Below are 15,548 nucleotides of genomic sequence, written 5' to 3' on the forward strand. Positions count from 1 at the left end.
TGACCTTAAAGCAGATCGCACACATCCATGTGCTTTGACCACTGCCAAGGGGTGCTATGCGCTTCCTGCGCGGCGCGGTGGAGACGGCTTCCATGCCCCGAATGCAGGAGCAATACTACTCCCATAGCGTGGCCTGGCCAATGGGAAAAGTTCCCTATTTATATGGGAATTTTCTGAAATTTAGCAGCTAGTGGTTATCAGGATGTGAACTATATGGTGGCATAATTCTGAATCCGTGATGTCCACGCCTAAATGCGCCATAACTAGTTGAACATAGGGTATAATATCCAGATCAATGGCGCACCCGTTAGGTGAACAGATGGACCCGGTTAATTTTCGTATTGAACGTACGCAGCGCGTTCTCACTGGCCAGGCCGGACTAGCGCTTGTGGGGCGGGCGCTCAAGCGCTTTGCCCGTGTTGAGCAGCATATCGACCCGAAGTTCCCGGTCCGTGGGGCAGCGCTGCCGAATAGCGATATACTGACGTCCTACCTAGGGCTTCTTTGCCAAGGTAAGAGTGATTTTGAGGCGATAGAGTCTTACCGTAGCGAGCCATTCTTCGCCGCCTCGCTTGGCCTTCGATCGGTCCCCTCCTGCAGCCGCCTGCGCCAACGACTCAATGAGTTCGCTGCCGAGGACGGTGCGCTGGAGGCGATCGACGAATTCAACGTTGATCTGCTAGCCCGCTCCCGGGCGCCGATTGAGGCGCTGGACACTGGCCATGTGGCACTGGATATCGATGTCTTCACCATGGACAACTCGAACACGCGTAAGGAGGGCGTCTCACGGACCTACGCTGGCTTTGACGGCTATTCGCCAATTGCCGCTTACCTGGGCGAGCAGGGCTGGTGCGTTGGGTTAGAGTTGCGTGAGGGATCGGTACACTCAGCAGCAGAGACGGACTATGTGCTTGAGCGGGCCCTTCCCCGGGCGGCGCGGCTGACCGATGAGCCGTTGCTGGTGCGCATGGACAGCGGATTTGACTCGGCGGCGCTGTACAGTTTTATGAATGCCTTCTCCGAAAAGCGTCAGGCTACTGGGGTCGCGCCGGTGGAATATCTGGTCAAATGGAATCCCCGCAAGGAAGGGGTCGGCGCTCTGATCGAGGCGGCGCTGGCCGATGAAGATCGGATCTGGTGCATTCTACGCAAGGGCAAGCGCATGGCGTTACTCGATGAGTGCATCACCCGGCGCACTCGTGATGGCCAAAACATTGAGCTGCGCAGGGTAAGCCGGGTCGTCGAGCGCACCATCGAACCCGGCGGTCAGTATTTGCTCATGCCCGATTACGAGGTAGAAGTCTTCCTGGCCACGCTGGACGCTGCCGATGTGCCGGCTTGGAAGGTGGTGAGACTCTACGAAGGGCACGGCATCCACGAGCAGTTCCACTCGGAGATAAAAACCGATCTAGATCTGGAGCGGCTGCCCTCGAGGAGATTCAGGACCAACGACGCAGTACTGACGTTGGCGGCTGTGGCCTACAATCTACTGCGCCTGATCGGACAAAACGCTTTGCTTGCCGAAGATGCGCCGGTGCGCCACCGCGCCAAGCGCCGGCGGCTGCGCACAGTAATCCAAGAGATGATCACAGTAGCCGCCATGCTAGTCTCCCACGCTCGCCAGAAGGTCCTGAGTTTTGGCTACCACTGCCCGGCCTATGCCTATTTCGAGCGGCTTTACCGCGAATGGTCGGTGCCCGGCTGAGACAATCAAGCCGTAAGTTGCCCTCTGACATGCCGTAAGCCTCTCTAGAATAACGCTGGTAACGCGCCGGCGGGATGGGGCTCGCCTAAAACATGCTGCAGAAGGTCAGACCAGGGGTGAAAGAGCGAAATTGGCGGCGTCTGGGTGCCGCGAAATAAACTAATCCACCTCCTTTGGGAGTAAATATGGCTTGATTATGATGATGAACTATAGCGCCGGGGCGAATTTCACGGATTCAGGATAATGTGAGTAGTGGACACATTTATTACCGGAGGGAGAAGTTGACCATGGCCAAGATTGCCCACGAACCAGTAAAACGCGCCATGAGCCGCATTCGTGAACTAAGTGCTGACGAGGAAGCCCGCCGGCTCGCTTTTGTCAGAGAACGGGCTCTGCGCGATGAGGTCTCGCAGCTCAATGAGGCGAGAAAAGAAGGCGAGCAAGTAGGCCTGGAAAAAGGCGAGCAAATTGGCTTGGAAAAAGGCGAACAAATTGGCTTGGAAAAAGGCGAGCGATTGCGCGCTGAGAAGACCGCCCGAAACCTTATAAAAACTAATGCACTAAGCGATGAACAGATCGCCCAGGCAACCGGCTTAACTCAGGGGGAAGTAGCTCAGCTTCGTGCAGAACGGCAGAAATAGCACCTCGTTTAGCTGTGCTAAACTGAGCCATCTAATCTATGTGGCTAGCTCTAAGTACTCTATTTAAATGGCCGAACTACTCTCCCCTACTAACGACTACGTCTTCAAACGCCTCTTTGCCGAAGCACCAGACCTGTTAGTAGATTTGATCAACGACCTGCGCCCAGATCTGCCCGATATTGCCAGTGTTGAGGTTCTTAACCCTAATATTGAACCGAATGAGTTAACTGGCAAGTACATCATCCTCGATGTCCTAGCCCGCGATGGGCAAGGGCACTGCTACAATGTCGAGATACAAGTGCGCCGTTATGGAGCTTGGCACAAGCGCGGGCTCTTCTACCTGGCCCGCACACTCGGCTTACAGCTTGGCGCTGGTGAGGACTACCAGCAACTAAGAGCCGCAGTGGGGCTGCACCTGCTCGATTTTGACCTGTTCACGGCAAATCAGGCCGAGCTTGGGCAGGCGCTATGGCGCTTTGAGATGCGCGATGAGAGACAGCCCGAGGTTACTCTCGGGAACATCTTGCAGATGAACCTGATCGAACTTAATAAGGCAGATCGTTTAGGGCTACCTGAGGGCCCGCTGCGTGCCTGGATTACCTTTTTCACCCACTGGCGGGAGGAGTTGACCATGGCCAAGATTGCCCACGAACCAGTAAAACGTGCTATGAGCCGCATCCGTGAGCTCAGTGCAGACGAAGAAGCCCGCCGGCTCGCTTTCGTCAGAGAACGGGCTCTACGCGATGAGGTTTCGCAGCTCAATGAGGCTAGACAAGAAGGGCGACAAGAGGGAATAAAAGAGGGACGACAAGAGGCTAACGCCGAAACCGCCCGAAACCTTATCAAAACTAACGCACTAACCGATGAGCAGATCGCCCAGGCAACCGGCTTAACACAAGCGGAAGTGGCACAACTGCGTTCTGAACAGCAGGGATAAAAATAATTTTGCTGATATAGAATAGCCAAAGAACCATCTTCGAGCGCTTGAACGCCGAAGCTATGGCGCGCCCATTTTGTGCTAGTGTGTGGCTCCAGTATGCCGGCCTTATGCATTATCGCCGCTATCGCGTTACTTCTCCAAACCCGGCTGAAGCGCGAAATCCAGCGTTTCAGCCTCCAGCCTTAGTGGCCCTCCCTCCCCCACCTCGTGCCGATCGCTTCGCTATTGCGTTACTCCGCCAAGCCCGGCTGAAGCGCGCATCCTTGCGCGCACATCCCATTGCCAGCATCCGTGCCCTGACTAGCGTAATCCTTCACGCCTCCTTGTCTCGACATGCCCCTAGCCGCGCCTGGCAATCTTTTGCCCTGACCTTAAAGCAGAGCGCACACATCCATGTGCTTTGACCGCTGCTAAGGGCTGCTATGCGCTTCCTGCGCGGCGCGGTGGAGACGGCTTCCATGCCCCGAATGCAGGATCAATACTACTCCCAAATCGTAACCTGGCCAATGGGAAAAGTTCCCTATTTATATGGGAATTTTCTGAAATTTGGCAGCTAGTGGTTATCAGGATGTGAACTATATGGTGGCATAATGTGAGTAGTGACACATTTATTACCGGAGGGAGGAGTTGACCATGGCCAAGATTGCCCACGAACCAGTAAAACGTGCCATGAGCCGCATCCGTGAACTCAGTGCAGATGAAGAAGCCCGCCGGCTCGCTTTCGTCAGAGAACGGGCTCTGCGCGATGAGGTATCGCAGCTAAATGAGGCTAGACAAGAAGGTCGACAAGAGGGTCGACAAGAAGGAATAAAAGAGGGACAAAAAAAAGGACGACAAGAGGCTAATGCCGAAACCGCCCGAAACCTTATAAAAACTAATGCACTAACCGATGAACAGATCGCCCAGGCAACCGGCTTAACACAAGCGGAAGTGGCACAACTGCGTGCAGAACAGCAGGGCTAACGCTTATTTTGTTGCACGCCCCGAGAAGATGGCTGGTGCGGCTTTACCGGAAGACCTCTTCTATGCTGTTAGCGGTCAGTATATTGATAAGCCACTGCTGGATTGTCGGCTCATCAGCCTGCTCGACCCTAGGGCGGTATTGCTCCGCTGCTTCCTTACCAAACTTCTGTTCGAGTAGCAAAAGAAGGGATTTACCTTCACCAGCCAATAGGCCTTCTTGGCGACCCTCCTGGCGACCTTCTTGGCGACCTTCCAGCCGACCCTCCTGTTTCCACTCCCTCTCCCACTCATTCATACGTTCAGCTAGCATCTCATTTACCTCCTCAAGGTCCTGCACTTCTTCCCAATCGAAGAGTTTTGAATCAGCGAAGGGTTTACGGCGCAGCAGCACGCGCTGTATCCAGATGGCAAACTCTCGTCGGATAGGGCGCTGCTCCGGTTTGACCAGCCACTTGCTGAGGGTGGCGACGATAGAGCGCATATCATCCGGCGTGCGGCTGTGTTCAAGCCTGAACAGGGCGTGAACCAAGCTATGCAACTCGGGTGAGTTATCTTTGCTGAGAAGCGCTCCCTCATCGAGAAGCATATAGCGCATCTGAGGCCGGTAGGCAGACAGACCGCCGGGGATGCGCTCGATCAGAGAATCAATATCGGTGGCCGCCGACCAGCGCCGCTGTCCATTATATAGCACCACGGGCAGTACAGGTGGCAGCTGCCCATCGCTGGTTAGTTTGCCCTGCGCGATAAGATCCTGATAGAGCAGCCCAAGATAGGTCATCATGCGCACTGCCATAAAATGATCTATGTCGCTTTGAAACTCCAGCAGCAGGTAGACGTAAAGCCACTCTTTGCCCCAGCGCACGCGCCAAATCAGATCATCGTGGCGATCACGATAGTCATCGGCAGCGTAGGAACCGTTCTGCTTCTCCAGCGTAGAGAAATCGAGCTCTTTTACCCAATCCTCGCCGACGTACTCAACGAGCAGGTCCTTAATCATAACCGGCTGAGAGAAAAACCTCTTGTAGGCCGGGTCGTGATGATTGTTTGTCAAGTAAGCCTCCGCCGGAGCTGAGTAAATATAGAATCCTGCCTAGATAGATTGCACCATCGCGCCAACGTGGTCCACAGCCTCACCGACTAATGGCTCCTACCTCCCCCACCTCGTGCCGATCGCTCCGCTATCTCGTTACTTTGCCAGCCAAGCCCGGCTGAAGCGCGAAATCCAGCGCTTCTGCCTCCAGCCTTAGTGGCCCTACCTCCCCTGATCTCGTGCCGATCGCTACGCTATCGCGTTACTTCGCCAAGCCCGGCTGAAGCGCGCATCCTTGCGCGCACAGCTGGCGCTCGCATCCATGCGAGCGCCCAACGGGGCTCTTTGGCTGCGTAACGCTGCTTCGCTAAAGGCACGAGATCAGGGGAGGTAGGGCCACTAAGGCTGGAGGCTGGAGGCTGTCAAAATTATCCCAGGTCAAGCGCGTCAACATCATCTCAGATTGGCCGCTTTTCACCGGTTTAATTTGTCCGGTTATCACAGCGCGGGTCTTAAGTCTTAAAGACGCTCATGCCCGAGCGAGAGGATGTTTTACACAATACCCAATAAAACGAGGCGCCAGGGATGGCAGCTTCCCTGCCCACACATCCCTAGCGCGCCCATCCCATTGCCAGCATCCGTGCCCTGACTAGCGTAATCCTTCACGCCTCCTTGTCTCGACATGCCCCCAGCCCCGCTGGCAATCCTTTGCCTGAATCCTAAAACAGCCTGCACACATCCATGTGTTTTGACCACTGCTGAGGACTGCTATGCGCTTCCTGCGCGGCGCGGTGGGGGGCGGCTTCCATGCCCCGAATGCAGGATCAATACTACTCCCAAATCGTAACCTGGCCAATGGGAAAAGTTCCCTATTTATATGGGAATTTTCTGAAATTTAGCAGCTAGTGGTTATCAGGATGTGAACTATATGGTGGCATAATGTGAGTAGTGGACACATTTATTACCGGAGGGAGGAGTTGACCATGGCCAAGATTGCCCACGAACCTGTAAAACGCGCCATGAGCCGGATTCGTGAACTCAGTGCTGACGAGGAAGCCCGCCGGCTCGCTTTCGTCAGAGAACGGGCTCTGCTCGACGAGGTCTCGCAGCTCAATGAGGCTAGACAGGAAGGCGAGCAAATTCGCGCTGAGAAGACCGCCAGCAACCTAATCGAAATTAACGCACTAACCGATGAACAGATCGCCCAGGCAACCGGCTTAACCCAAGAGGAAGTAACACAACTGCGTGCAGAACAGCAGGGATAAAACTAATTTTGTTAATCTAGAATAGCCAAAAAAGGGCGTGAACCAAGCTGTGCGGCTCAGACGATAGGTAGATTGCACTATCGCGCCAACGTGGTCCACAGCCTCACCGACTAATGGCCCCTCCCTCCCCCGACCTCGTGCCAATCGCTCCGCTATCGCGTTACTTCGCCAAGCCCGGCTGAAGCGCGAAATCCAGCGTTTCAGCCTCCAGCCTTAGTGGCCCTCCCTCCCCCGATCTCGTGCCGATCGCTTCGCTATCGCGTTACTCCGCCAAGCCCGGCTGAAGCGCGCATCCTTGCGCGCACAGCCGGCGCTCGCATCCATGCGAGCGCCCTACGGGGCTCTTTGGCTGCGTAACGCTGCTTCGCTAAAGGCACGAGATCGGGGGAGGGAGGGCCACTAAGGCTGGAGGCTGTCAAAATTATCCAAGGTCAAGCGTGTCAACATCACCTCAGATTGACCGCTTTTCACCGGTTTAATTTGTCCGGCTATCACAGCGCGGGGATTAACTCTTAAAGACACTCATGCCCGAGGAATAATATGTTATAAAAGGCCCAATAAAACGAGGCGCCAGGGATGGCAGCTTCCCTGCCCACACATCCCTAGCGCGCCCATCCCATTGCCAGCATCCGTGCCCTGACTAGCGTAATCCTTCACGCCTCCTTGTCTCGACATGCCCCTAGCCGCGCCTGGCAATCCTTTGCCTGGATCCTAAAACGGCCTGCACACATCCATGTGCTTTGACCACTGCCAAGGAGTGCTATGCGCTTCCTGCGCGGCGCGGTGGGGGCGGCTTCCATGCCCCGAATGCAGGATCAATACTACTCCCATAGCGTGGCCTGGCCAATGGGAAAAGTTCCCTATTTATATGGGAATTTTCTGAAATTTAGCAGCTAGTGGTTATCAGGATGTGAACTATATGGTGGCATAATGTGAGTAGTGGACACATTTATTACCGGAGGGAGAAGTTGACCATGGCCAAGATTGCCCACGAACCTGTAAAACGCGCCATGTGCCGCATTCGTGAGCTCAGCGCCGATGAAGAAGCCCGTCGGCTCGCTTTCGTTAGAGAACGGGCTCTGCGCGACGAGGTCTCGCAGCTCAATGAGGCTAGACAAGAAGGTCGACAAGAGGGACTGCAAGAGGGACAAAAAAGGGGGCGACAAGAGGGAATAAAAGAGGGACGACAAAAGGCTAACTCCGAAACCGCCCGAAACCTTATAAAAACTAATGCACTAAGCGATGAACAGATCGCCCAGGCAACCGGCTTAACTCAGGGGGAAGTAGCTCAGCTTCGTGCAGAACGGCAGAAATAGCACCTCGTTTAGCTGTGCTAAACTGAGCCATCTAATCTATGTGGCTAGCTCTAAGTACTCTATTTAAATGGCCGAACTACTCTCCCCTACTAACGACTACGTCTTCAAACGCCTCTTTGCAGAAGCACCAGACCTGTTAGTAGATTTGATCAACGACCTGCGCCCAGATCTGCCCGATATTGCCAGTGTTGAGGTCCTTACCTTAACCCAATATTGAACCGAATGAGTTAACCGGCAAGTACATAATCCTCGATGTCCTAGCCCGCGATGGGCAAGGGCACTGCTACAATGTCTAGATACAAGTGCGCCGTTATGGAGCTTGGCACAAGCGCGGGCTCTTCTACCTAGCCCGCACACTCGGCTTGCAGCTTGGCGCGGGCGAGGACTACCAGCAACTAAGAGCCGCAGTAGGATTGCACCTGCTTGATTTTGACCTCTTTACGGCAAATCAGGCCGAGCTTGAGCAGGCGCTATGGCGCTTTGAGATGCGCGATGAGAGACAGCCCGAGGTTACTCTCGGGAACATCTTGCAGATGAACCTGATCGAACTTAATAAGGCAGATCGTTTAGGGCTACCTGATGGCCCGCTGCGTGCCTGGATTACCTTTTTCACCCACTGGCGAGAGGAGTTGACCATGGCCAAGATTGCCCACGAACCAGTAAAACGTGCCATGAGCCGCATCCGTGAGCTCAGTGCAGATGAAGAAGCCCGCAGGCTCGCTTTCGTCAGAGAACGGGCTCTGCGCGATGAGGTCTCGCAGCTCAATGAGGCGAGACAAGAGGGACTACAAGAAGGACAAAAAAAGGGACGACAAGAGGGACTGCAAGAGGGACTGCAAGAGGGACAAAAAAAAGGTCGGCAAGAGGCTAACGCCGAAACCGCCCGAAACCTTATAAAAACTAATGCACTAAACGATGAACAGATCGCCCAGGCAACCGGCTTAACTCAGGAGGAAGTAGCTCAACTGCGTTCTGAGCAGCAGGAATAGCGCCTCGTTTAGCTGTGCTAAACTGAGCCATCTCTTCTAGGTGGCTAATGCTAGATATACCCTACTTCCATGACCGAACTACTCTCCCCTACTAACGACTACGTCTTCAAACGCCTCTTTGCCGAAGCACCAGACCTGTTAGTAGATTTGATCAACGACCTGCGTCCAGATCTGCCCGATATTGCCAGCGTTGAGGTCCTGAACCCCAATATTGAACCGAATGAGTTAACCGGTAAGTACATCATCCTCGATGTTCTGGCCCGCGATGGGCAAGGGCACTGCTACAATGTCGAGATACAAGTGCGCCGTTATGGAGCTTGGCACAAGCGCGGGCTCTTCTACCTAGCCCGCACACTCGGCTTACAGCTTGGCACTGGTGAGGACTACCAGCAACTGCGAGCCGCGGTAGGGCTGCATCTGCTCGATTTTGACCTGTTTACGGCTAATCAGGAAGAACTTGAGCAGGCGGTATGGCGCTTTGAGATGCGCGATGAGAGACAGCCCGAGGTTACTCTCGGGAACATCTTGCAGATGAACCTGATCGAACTTAATAAGGCCGATCGTTTGGGGCTACCTGAGGGCCCGCTGCGCGCCTGGATTACATTTTTCACCCACTGGCGGGAGGAGTTGACCATGGCCAAGATTGCCCACGAACCAGTAAAACGTGCCATGAGCCGGATTCGTGAACTCAGTGCTGACGAGGAAGCCCGCCGGCTCGCCTTCGTCAGAGAACGGGCTCTGCGCGATGAGGTATCGCAGCTCAATGAGGCGAGACAAGAAGGCGAGCAAGTAGGCCTGGAAAAAGGCGAGCAAATTGGCTTGGAAAAAGGAGAGCAAATTGGCCTGGAAAAAGGCGAACAAATTGGCTTGGAAAAAGGCGAGCGATTGCGCGCTGAGAAGACCGCCCGAAACCTTATAAAAACTAATGCACTAACCGATGAACAGATCGCCCAGGCAACCGGCTTAACACAAGCGGAAGTGGCACAACTGCGTGCAGAACAGCAGGGCTAACACTTATTTTGTTGCACGCCCTGAGAAGATGGCTGGTGCTGCTTTACCGGAAGACCTCTTCTACGCTATCAGCGGTCAGTATATTGATAAGCCACTGCTGGATTGTCGGCTCATCAGCCTGCTCAACCACAGGGCGGTATTGCTCCGCTGCTTCCTGACCAAACTTCTGTTCGAGTAGCAAAAGAAGGGATTTACCTTCACCAGCCAATAGGCCTTCTTGGCGACCCTCCTGGCGACCTTCTTGGCGACCTTCCAGCCGACCCTCCTGTTTCCACTCCCTCTCCCACTCATTCATACGTTCAGCTAGCATCTCATTTACCTCCTCAAGGTCCTGCACTTCTTCCCAATCGAAGAGTTTTGAATCAGCGAAGGGTTTACGGCGCAGCAGCACGCGCTGTATCCAGATGGCAAACTCTCGTCGGATAGGGCGCTGCTCCGGTTTGACCAGCCACTTGCTGAGGGTGGCGACGATAGAGCGCATATCATCCGGCGTGCGGCTGTGTTCAAGCCTGAACAGGGCGTGAACACAGCTGCGCAGTTCAGACGATAGATAGATTGCACCATCGCGCCAACGTGGTCCACAGCCTCACCGACTAATGGCCCCTACCTCCCCCACCTCGTGCCGATCGCTCCGCTATCTCGTTACTTCGCCGAGCCCGGCTGAAGCGCGAAATCCAGCGTTTCTGCCTCCAGCCTTAGTGGCCCTACCTCCCCCGATATCGTGCCGATCGCTTCGCTATCGCGTTACTCCGCCAAGCCCGGCTGAAGCGCGCATCCATGCGAGCGCCCTACGGGGCTCTTTGGCTGCGTAACGCTGCTTCGCTAAAGGCACGAGATCAGGGGAGGCAGGGCCACTAAGGCTGGAGGCTGGAGGCTGGAGGCTGTCAAAATTATCCCATGTCAAGCGTGTCAACATCATCTCAGATTGACCGCTTTTCACCGGTTTAATTTGTCCGGTTATCACAGCGCGGGGATTAACTCTTAAAGACGCTCATGCCCGAGCAAGAAAATTTGTTATGCAAGGCCCAATAAAACGAGGCGCCAGGGATGGCAGCTTCCCTGCCCACACATCCCTAGCGCGCCCATCCCATTGCCAGCATCCGTGCCCTGACTAGCGTAATCCTTCACGCCTCCTTGTCTCGACATGCCCCTAGCCGCGCCTGGCTCCTTTGCCTGGATCCTAAAACGGCCTGCACACATCCATGTGCTTTGACCACTGCCAAGGAGTGCTATGCGCTTCCTGCGCGGCGCGGTGGGGGCGGCTTCCATGCCCCGAATGCAGGATCAATACTACTCCCATAGCGTGGCCTGGCCAATGGGAAAAGTTCCCTATTTATATGGGAATTTTCTGAAATTTAGCAGCTAGTGGTTATCAGGATGTGAACTATATGGTGGCATAATGTGAGTAGTGGACACATTTATTACCGGAGGGAGAAGTTGACCATGGCCAAGATTGCCCACGAACCTGTAAAACGCGCCATGTGCCGCATTCGTGAGCTCAGCGCCGATGAAGAAGCCCGTCGGCTCGCCTTCGTCAGAGAACGGGCTCTGCGCGATGAGGTATCGCAGCTCAATGAGGCGAGACAAGAAGGCGAGCAAGTAGGCCTAGAAAAAGGCGAGCAAATTGGCTTGGAAAAAGGAGAGCAAATTGGCTTGGAAAAAGGCGAGCGATTGCGCGCTGAGAGGACCGCCCGAAACCTTATAAAAACTAATGCACTAACCGATGAACAGATCGCCCAGGCAACCGGCTTAACACAAGCGGAAGTGGCACAACTGCATGATGAACTGCAGGGATAGCTCCTCGTTTAGCTGTGCTAAACTGAGCCATCTCTTCTGGGTGGCTAATGCTAGATATACTCTACTTCCATGACCGAACTACTCTCCCCTACTAACGACTACGTCTTCAAACGCCTCTTTGCCGAAGCACCAGACCTGTTAGTAGATTTGATCAACGACCTGCGCCCAGATCTGCCCGATATTGCCAGTGTTGAGGTTCTTAACCCTAATATTGAACCGAATGAGTTAACTGGCAAGTACATCATCCTCGATGTCCTAGCCCGCGATGGGCAAGGGCACTGCTACAATGTCGAGATACAAGTGCGCCGTTATGGAGCTTGGCACAAGCGCGGGCTCTTCTACCTAGCCCGCACACTCGGCTTACAGCTTGGCGCTGGTGAGGACTACCAGCAACTAAGAGCCGCAGTGGGGCTGCACCTGCTCGATTTTGACCTGTTCACGGCAAATCAGGCCGAGCTTGGGCAGGCGCTATGGCGCTTTGAGATGCGCGATGAGAGACAACCCGAGGTCACGCTCGGGAACATCTTGCAGATGAACCTGATCGAACTTAATAAGGCCGATCGTTTAGGGCTACCTGAGGGCCCGCTGCGCGCCTGGATTACATTTTTCACCCACTGGCGGGAGGAGTTGACCATGGCCAAGATTGCCCACGAACCAGTAAAACGTGCCATGAGCCGTATTCGTGAGCTCAGTGCAGATGAAGAAGCCCGCCGGCTCGCTTTCGTTAGAGAACGGGCTCTGCGCGACGAGGTTTCGCAGCTCAATGAGGCTAGACAAGAAGGCCTGGAAAAAGGCGAGCGATTGCGCGCTGAGAAGACCGCCCGCAACCTAATCGAAATTAACGCACTAACCGATGAACAGATCGCCCAGGCAACCGGCTTAACTCAGGAGGAAGTTTCTCAACTGCGTTCAGAACAGCAGGGCTAACACTTATTTTGTTGCACGCCCCGAGAAGATGGCTGGCGCGGCTTTACCGGAAGACCTCTTCTACGCTATCAGCGGTCAGTATATTGATAAGCCACTGCTGGATTGTCGGCTCATCAGTCTGCTCGACCCTAGGGCGGTATTGCTCCGCTGCTTCCTTACCAAACTTCTGTTCGAGTAGCAAAAGAAGGGATTTACCTTCACCAGCCAATAGGCCTTCTTGGCGACCCTCCTGGCGACCTTCTTGGCGACCTTCCAGCCGACCCTCCTGTTTCCACTCCCTCTCCCACTCATTCATACGTTCAGCTAGCATCTCATTTACCTCCTCAAGGTCCTGTACTTCTTCCCAATCGAAGAGTTTTGAATCAGCGAAGGGTTTACGGCGCAGCAGCACGCGCTGTATCCAGATGGCAAACTCTCGTCGGATAGGGCGCTGCTCCGATTTGACCAGCCACTTGCTGAGGGTAGCGACGATCGAGCGCATATCATCCGGCGTGCGGCTGTGTTCAAGCCTGAACAGGGCGTGAACACAGCCGCGCAGTTCAGACGATAGATAGATTGCACCATCGCGCCAACGTGGTCCACAGCCTCACCGACTAATGGCTCCTACCTCCCCCACCTCGTGCCGATCGCTCCGCTATCTCGTTACTTCGCCGAGCCCGGCTGAAGCGCGAAATCCAGCGTTTCTGCCTCAAGCCTTAGTGGCCCTACCTCCCCTGATCTCGTGCCTTTAGCGAAGCAGCGTTACGCAGCCAAAGAGCCCTGTAGGGCGCTCGCATGGATGCGAGCGCCGGCTGTGCGCGCAAGGATGCGCGCTTCAGCCGGGCTTGGCGGAGTAACGCGATAGCGGAGCGTTTGGCACGAGATCAGGGGAGGTAGGGCCACTAAGGCTGGAGGCTGGAGGCTGTCAAAATTATCCCATGTCAAGCGTGTCAACATCATCTCAGATTGACCGCTTTTCACCGGTTTAATTTGTCCGGTTATCACAGCGCGGAGATTAACTCTTAAAGACGCTCATGCCCGAGCAAGAGAATGTGTTATGCAAGGCCCAATAAAAACGAGGCGCCAGGGATGGCAGCTTCCCTGCCCACACATCCCTAGCGCGCCCATCCCATTGCCAGCATCCGTGCCCTGACCAGCGTAATCCTTCACGCCTCCTTGTCTCGACATGCCCCCAGCCCCGCATGACAATCCTTTGCCTTGACCTTAAAGCAGGCCGCGCACATCCATGTACTTCGGCCACTACTGCTAAGAGCTGCTATGCGCTTCCTGCGCGGCGCGGTGGGAGCGGCTTTCATGCCCCGAATGCAGGATCAATACTACTCCCAAATCGTAACCTGGCCAATGGGAAAAGTTCCCTATTTATATGGGAATTTTCTGAAATTTAGCAGCCTTCGGTTATCAGGCTGTGAACTATGTGGTGGCATAATATGAATAGTGGACAGATTTATTACTGGCGGGAGGAGTTGACCATGGCCAAGATTGCCCACGAACCAGTAAAACGTGCCATGAGCCGTATTCGTGAACTCAGTGCTGACGAGGAAGCCCGCCGGCTCGCTTTCGTTAGAGAACGGGCTATGCGCGATGAGGTCTCGCAGCTCAATGAGGCGAGACAAGAAGGCGAGCAAATTGGCTTGGCAAAAGGAGAGCAAATTGGCTTGGAAAAAGGAGAGCAAATTGGCTTGGAAAAAGGCGAACAAATTGGCTTGGAAAAAGGCGAACAAATTGGCCTGGAAAGAGGCGAGCGATTGCGCGCTGAGAAAGACAGCCCTAAACCTTTATAAAAACTAATGCACTAACCGATGAACAGATCGCCCAGGCAACCGGCTTAACTCAGGAGGAAGTAGCTCAACTGCGTTCTGAGCAGCAGGAATAGCACCTCGTTTAGCTGTGCTAAACTGAGACATCTCTTCTAGATGGCTAATGCTAGATATACTCTACTTCCATGACCGAACTACTCTCCCCTACTAACGACTACGTCTTCAAACGCCTCTTTGCCGAAGCACCAGACCTGTTAGTAGATTTGATCAACGACCTGCGCCCAGATCTGCCCGATATTGCCAGCGTTGAGGTCCTTAACCCCAATATTGAACCGAATGAGTTAACCGGCAAGTACATAATCCTCGATGTCCTAGCCCGCGATGGGCAAGGGCACTGCTACAATGTCGAGATACAAGTGCGCCGTTATGGAGCTTGGCACAAGCGCGGGCTCTTCTACCTGGCCCGCACACTCGGCTTGCAGCTTGGCGCGGGCGAGGACTACCAGCAACTAAGAGCCGCAGTAGGATTGCACCTGCTTGATTTTGACCTCTTTACGGCAAATCAGGCCGAGCTTGAGCAGGCGCTATGGCGCTTTGAGATGCGCGATGAGAGACAGCCCGAGGTTACTCTCGGGAACATCTTGCAGATGAACCTGATCGAACTTAATAAGGCAGATCGTTTAGGGCTACCTGATGGCCCGCTGCGTGCCTGGATTACCTTTTTCACCCACTGGCGAGAGGAGTTGACCATGGCCAAGATTGCCCACGAACCAGTAAAACGCGCCATGAGCCGCATTTGTGAACTAAGTGCTGACGAGGAAGCCCGCCGGCTCGCTTTCGTCAGAGAACGGGCTCTGCGCGATGAGGTCTCGCAGCTCAATGAGGCGAGACAAGAGGGACTACAAGAAGGACAAAAAAAGGGACGACAAGAGGGACTGCAAGAGGGACTGCAAGAGGGACAAAAAAAAGGTCGACAAGAGGGACTGCAAGAGGGACAAAAAAAAGGTCGGCAAGAGGCTAACGCCGAAACCGCCCGAAACCTTATAAAAACTAATGCACTAACCGATGAACAGATCGCCCAGGCAACCGGCTTAACTCAGGAGGAAGTAGCTCAACTGCGTTCTGAGCAGCAGGAATAGCACCTCGTTTAGCTGTACTAAACTGAGACATCTCTTCTAGATGGCTAATGCTAGATATACTCTACTTC

Annotated in this window: 14 protein-coding genes and 1 pseudogene; 12 read left to right on the top strand and 3 right to left on the bottom strand. The window is 54.4% G+C overall.

The annotated features are described in order from the left end of the window. Positions 1 to 319: 319 nt before the first annotated feature. The 4 genes from HH1059_RS08745 to HH1059_RS08760 all read left to right on the top strand — a co-directional run bounded on the left by HH1059_RS08745 (position 320) and on the right by HH1059_RS08760 (position 4,249). Positions 320 to 1,705 (top strand): IS1380 family transposase, encoded by a 1,386-nt coding sequence (locus HH1059_RS08745; RefSeq protein ID WP_096409819.1) that lies wholly within the window; start codon positions 320 to 322, stop codon positions 1,703 to 1,705. Between the two features lie 287 nt (positions 1,706 to 1,992). Next, positions 1,993 to 2,346 (top strand): hypothetical protein, encoded by a 354-nt coding sequence (locus HH1059_RS08750; RefSeq protein ID WP_231901919.1) that lies wholly within the window; start codon positions 1,993 to 1,995, stop codon positions 2,344 to 2,346. A 67-nt stretch (positions 2,347 to 2,413) separates the two neighbouring features. Further along, the gene (locus tag HH1059_RS08755; RefSeq protein WP_109962879.1) at positions 2,414 to 3,283 is read left to right on the top strand and encodes an Rpn family recombination-promoting nuclease/putative transposase; all 870 of its coding nucleotides are present in this window, start codon (positions 2,414 to 2,416) and stop codon (positions 3,281 to 3,283) included. Positions 3,284 to 3,919: 636 nt separating this feature from the next. After that, a complete protein-coding gene (locus HH1059_RS08760) occupies positions 3,920 to 4,249 on the top strand; it encodes an RpnC/YadD family protein (protein ID WP_338033903.1) in 330 nt (109 codons plus the stop codon). A gap of 43 nt (positions 4,250 to 4,292) precedes the next feature. Here the strand turns inward: HH1059_RS08760 and HH1059_RS08765 are convergent, their stop codons facing one another. Further along, entirely contained in the window at positions 4,293 to 5,300 is a 1,008-nt protein-coding gene (locus HH1059_RS08765; RefSeq protein ID WP_109962880.1) for an Rpn family recombination-promoting nuclease/putative transposase, read from the bottom strand. 962 nt (positions 5,301 to 6,262) lie between these two features. Between HH1059_RS08765 and HH1059_RS08770 the strand changes: the two genes are divergently transcribed. The 4 genes and pseudogenes from HH1059_RS08770 (at position 6,263) to HH1059_RS08785 (ending at position 9,860) form a co-directional block, all read left to right on the top strand. Beyond that, a complete protein-coding gene (locus HH1059_RS08770) occupies positions 6,263 to 6,544 on the top strand; it encodes a hypothetical protein (protein ID WP_338033904.1) in 282 nt (93 codons plus the stop codon). A gap of 974 nt (positions 6,545 to 7,518) precedes the next feature. Beyond that, positions 7,519 to 7,860: an RpnC/YadD family protein gene (locus HH1059_RS08775; protein WP_200232792.1), complete on the top strand. Its 342-nt coding sequence runs from the start codon at positions 7,519 to 7,521 to the stop codon at positions 7,858 to 7,860. 67 nt (positions 7,861 to 7,927) lie between these two features. Beyond that, a pseudogene (locus HH1059_RS08780) lies at positions 7,928 to 8,849 on the top strand (Rpn family recombination-promoting nuclease/putative transposase). A gap of 69 nt (positions 8,850 to 8,918) precedes the next feature. Further along, positions 8,919 to 9,860, top strand: a complete 942-nt coding sequence (locus HH1059_RS08785; RefSeq protein ID WP_109962881.1) for an Rpn family recombination-promoting nuclease/putative transposase — start codon at positions 8,919 to 8,921, stop codon at positions 9,858 to 9,860. 43 nt (positions 9,861 to 9,903) lie between these two features. On the opposite strand, the gene HH1059_RS08790 is transcribed toward HH1059_RS08785, so the two are convergent. Next, on the bottom strand, positions 9,904 to 10,341 hold the full coding sequence (locus HH1059_RS08790) for an RpnC/YadD family protein (RefSeq protein ID WP_109962882.1): 438 nt from the start codon (positions 10,339 to 10,341) through the stop codon (positions 9,904 to 9,906). 962 nt (positions 10,342 to 11,303) lie between these two features. On the opposite strand from HH1059_RS08790, the gene HH1059_RS08800 reads away from it, so the two are divergent. Both HH1059_RS08800 and HH1059_RS08805 read left to right on the top strand, forming a co-directional pair. Beyond that, the gene (locus HH1059_RS08800) at positions 11,304 to 11,657 is read left to right on the top strand and encodes an RpnC/YadD family protein (RefSeq protein ID WP_231901920.1); all 354 of its coding nucleotides are present in this window, start codon (positions 11,304 to 11,306) and stop codon (positions 11,655 to 11,657) included. Between the two features lie 69 nt (positions 11,658 to 11,726). After that, positions 11,727 to 12,584: an Rpn family recombination-promoting nuclease/putative transposase gene (locus tag HH1059_RS08805; RefSeq protein ID WP_109962884.1), complete on the top strand. Its 858-nt coding sequence runs from the start codon at positions 11,727 to 11,729 to the stop codon at positions 12,582 to 12,584. Positions 12,585 to 12,627: 43 nt separating this feature from the next. Here HH1059_RS08805 and HH1059_RS08810 read toward each other — a convergent pair whose 3' ends face one another. Further along, positions 12,628 to 13,065: an RpnC/YadD family protein gene (locus HH1059_RS08810; RefSeq protein WP_109962885.1), complete on the bottom strand. Its 438-nt coding sequence runs from the start codon at positions 13,063 to 13,065 to the stop codon at positions 12,628 to 12,630. A gap of 946 nt (positions 13,066 to 14,011) precedes the next feature. Here HH1059_RS08810 and HH1059_RS13820 point away from each other — a divergent pair. Both HH1059_RS13820 and HH1059_RS08820 read left to right on the top strand, forming a co-directional pair. Beyond that, positions 14,012 to 14,365, top strand: a complete 354-nt coding sequence (locus tag HH1059_RS13820) for a FliH/SctL family protein (RefSeq protein WP_109962886.1) — start codon at positions 14,012 to 14,014, stop codon at positions 14,363 to 14,365. A 161-nt stretch (positions 14,366 to 14,526) separates the two neighbouring features. Further along, positions 14,527 to 15,480, top strand: a complete 954-nt coding sequence (locus HH1059_RS08820) for an Rpn family recombination-promoting nuclease/putative transposase (RefSeq protein ID WP_109962887.1) — start codon at positions 14,527 to 14,529, stop codon at positions 15,478 to 15,480. Positions 15,481 to 15,548 lie beyond the last annotated feature (68 nt).

Source organism: Halorhodospira halochloris (assembly GCF_002356555.2).
Taxonomy (GTDB): domain Bacteria; phylum Pseudomonadota; class Gammaproteobacteria; order Nitrococcales; family Halorhodospiraceae; genus Halorhodospira; species Halorhodospira halochloris.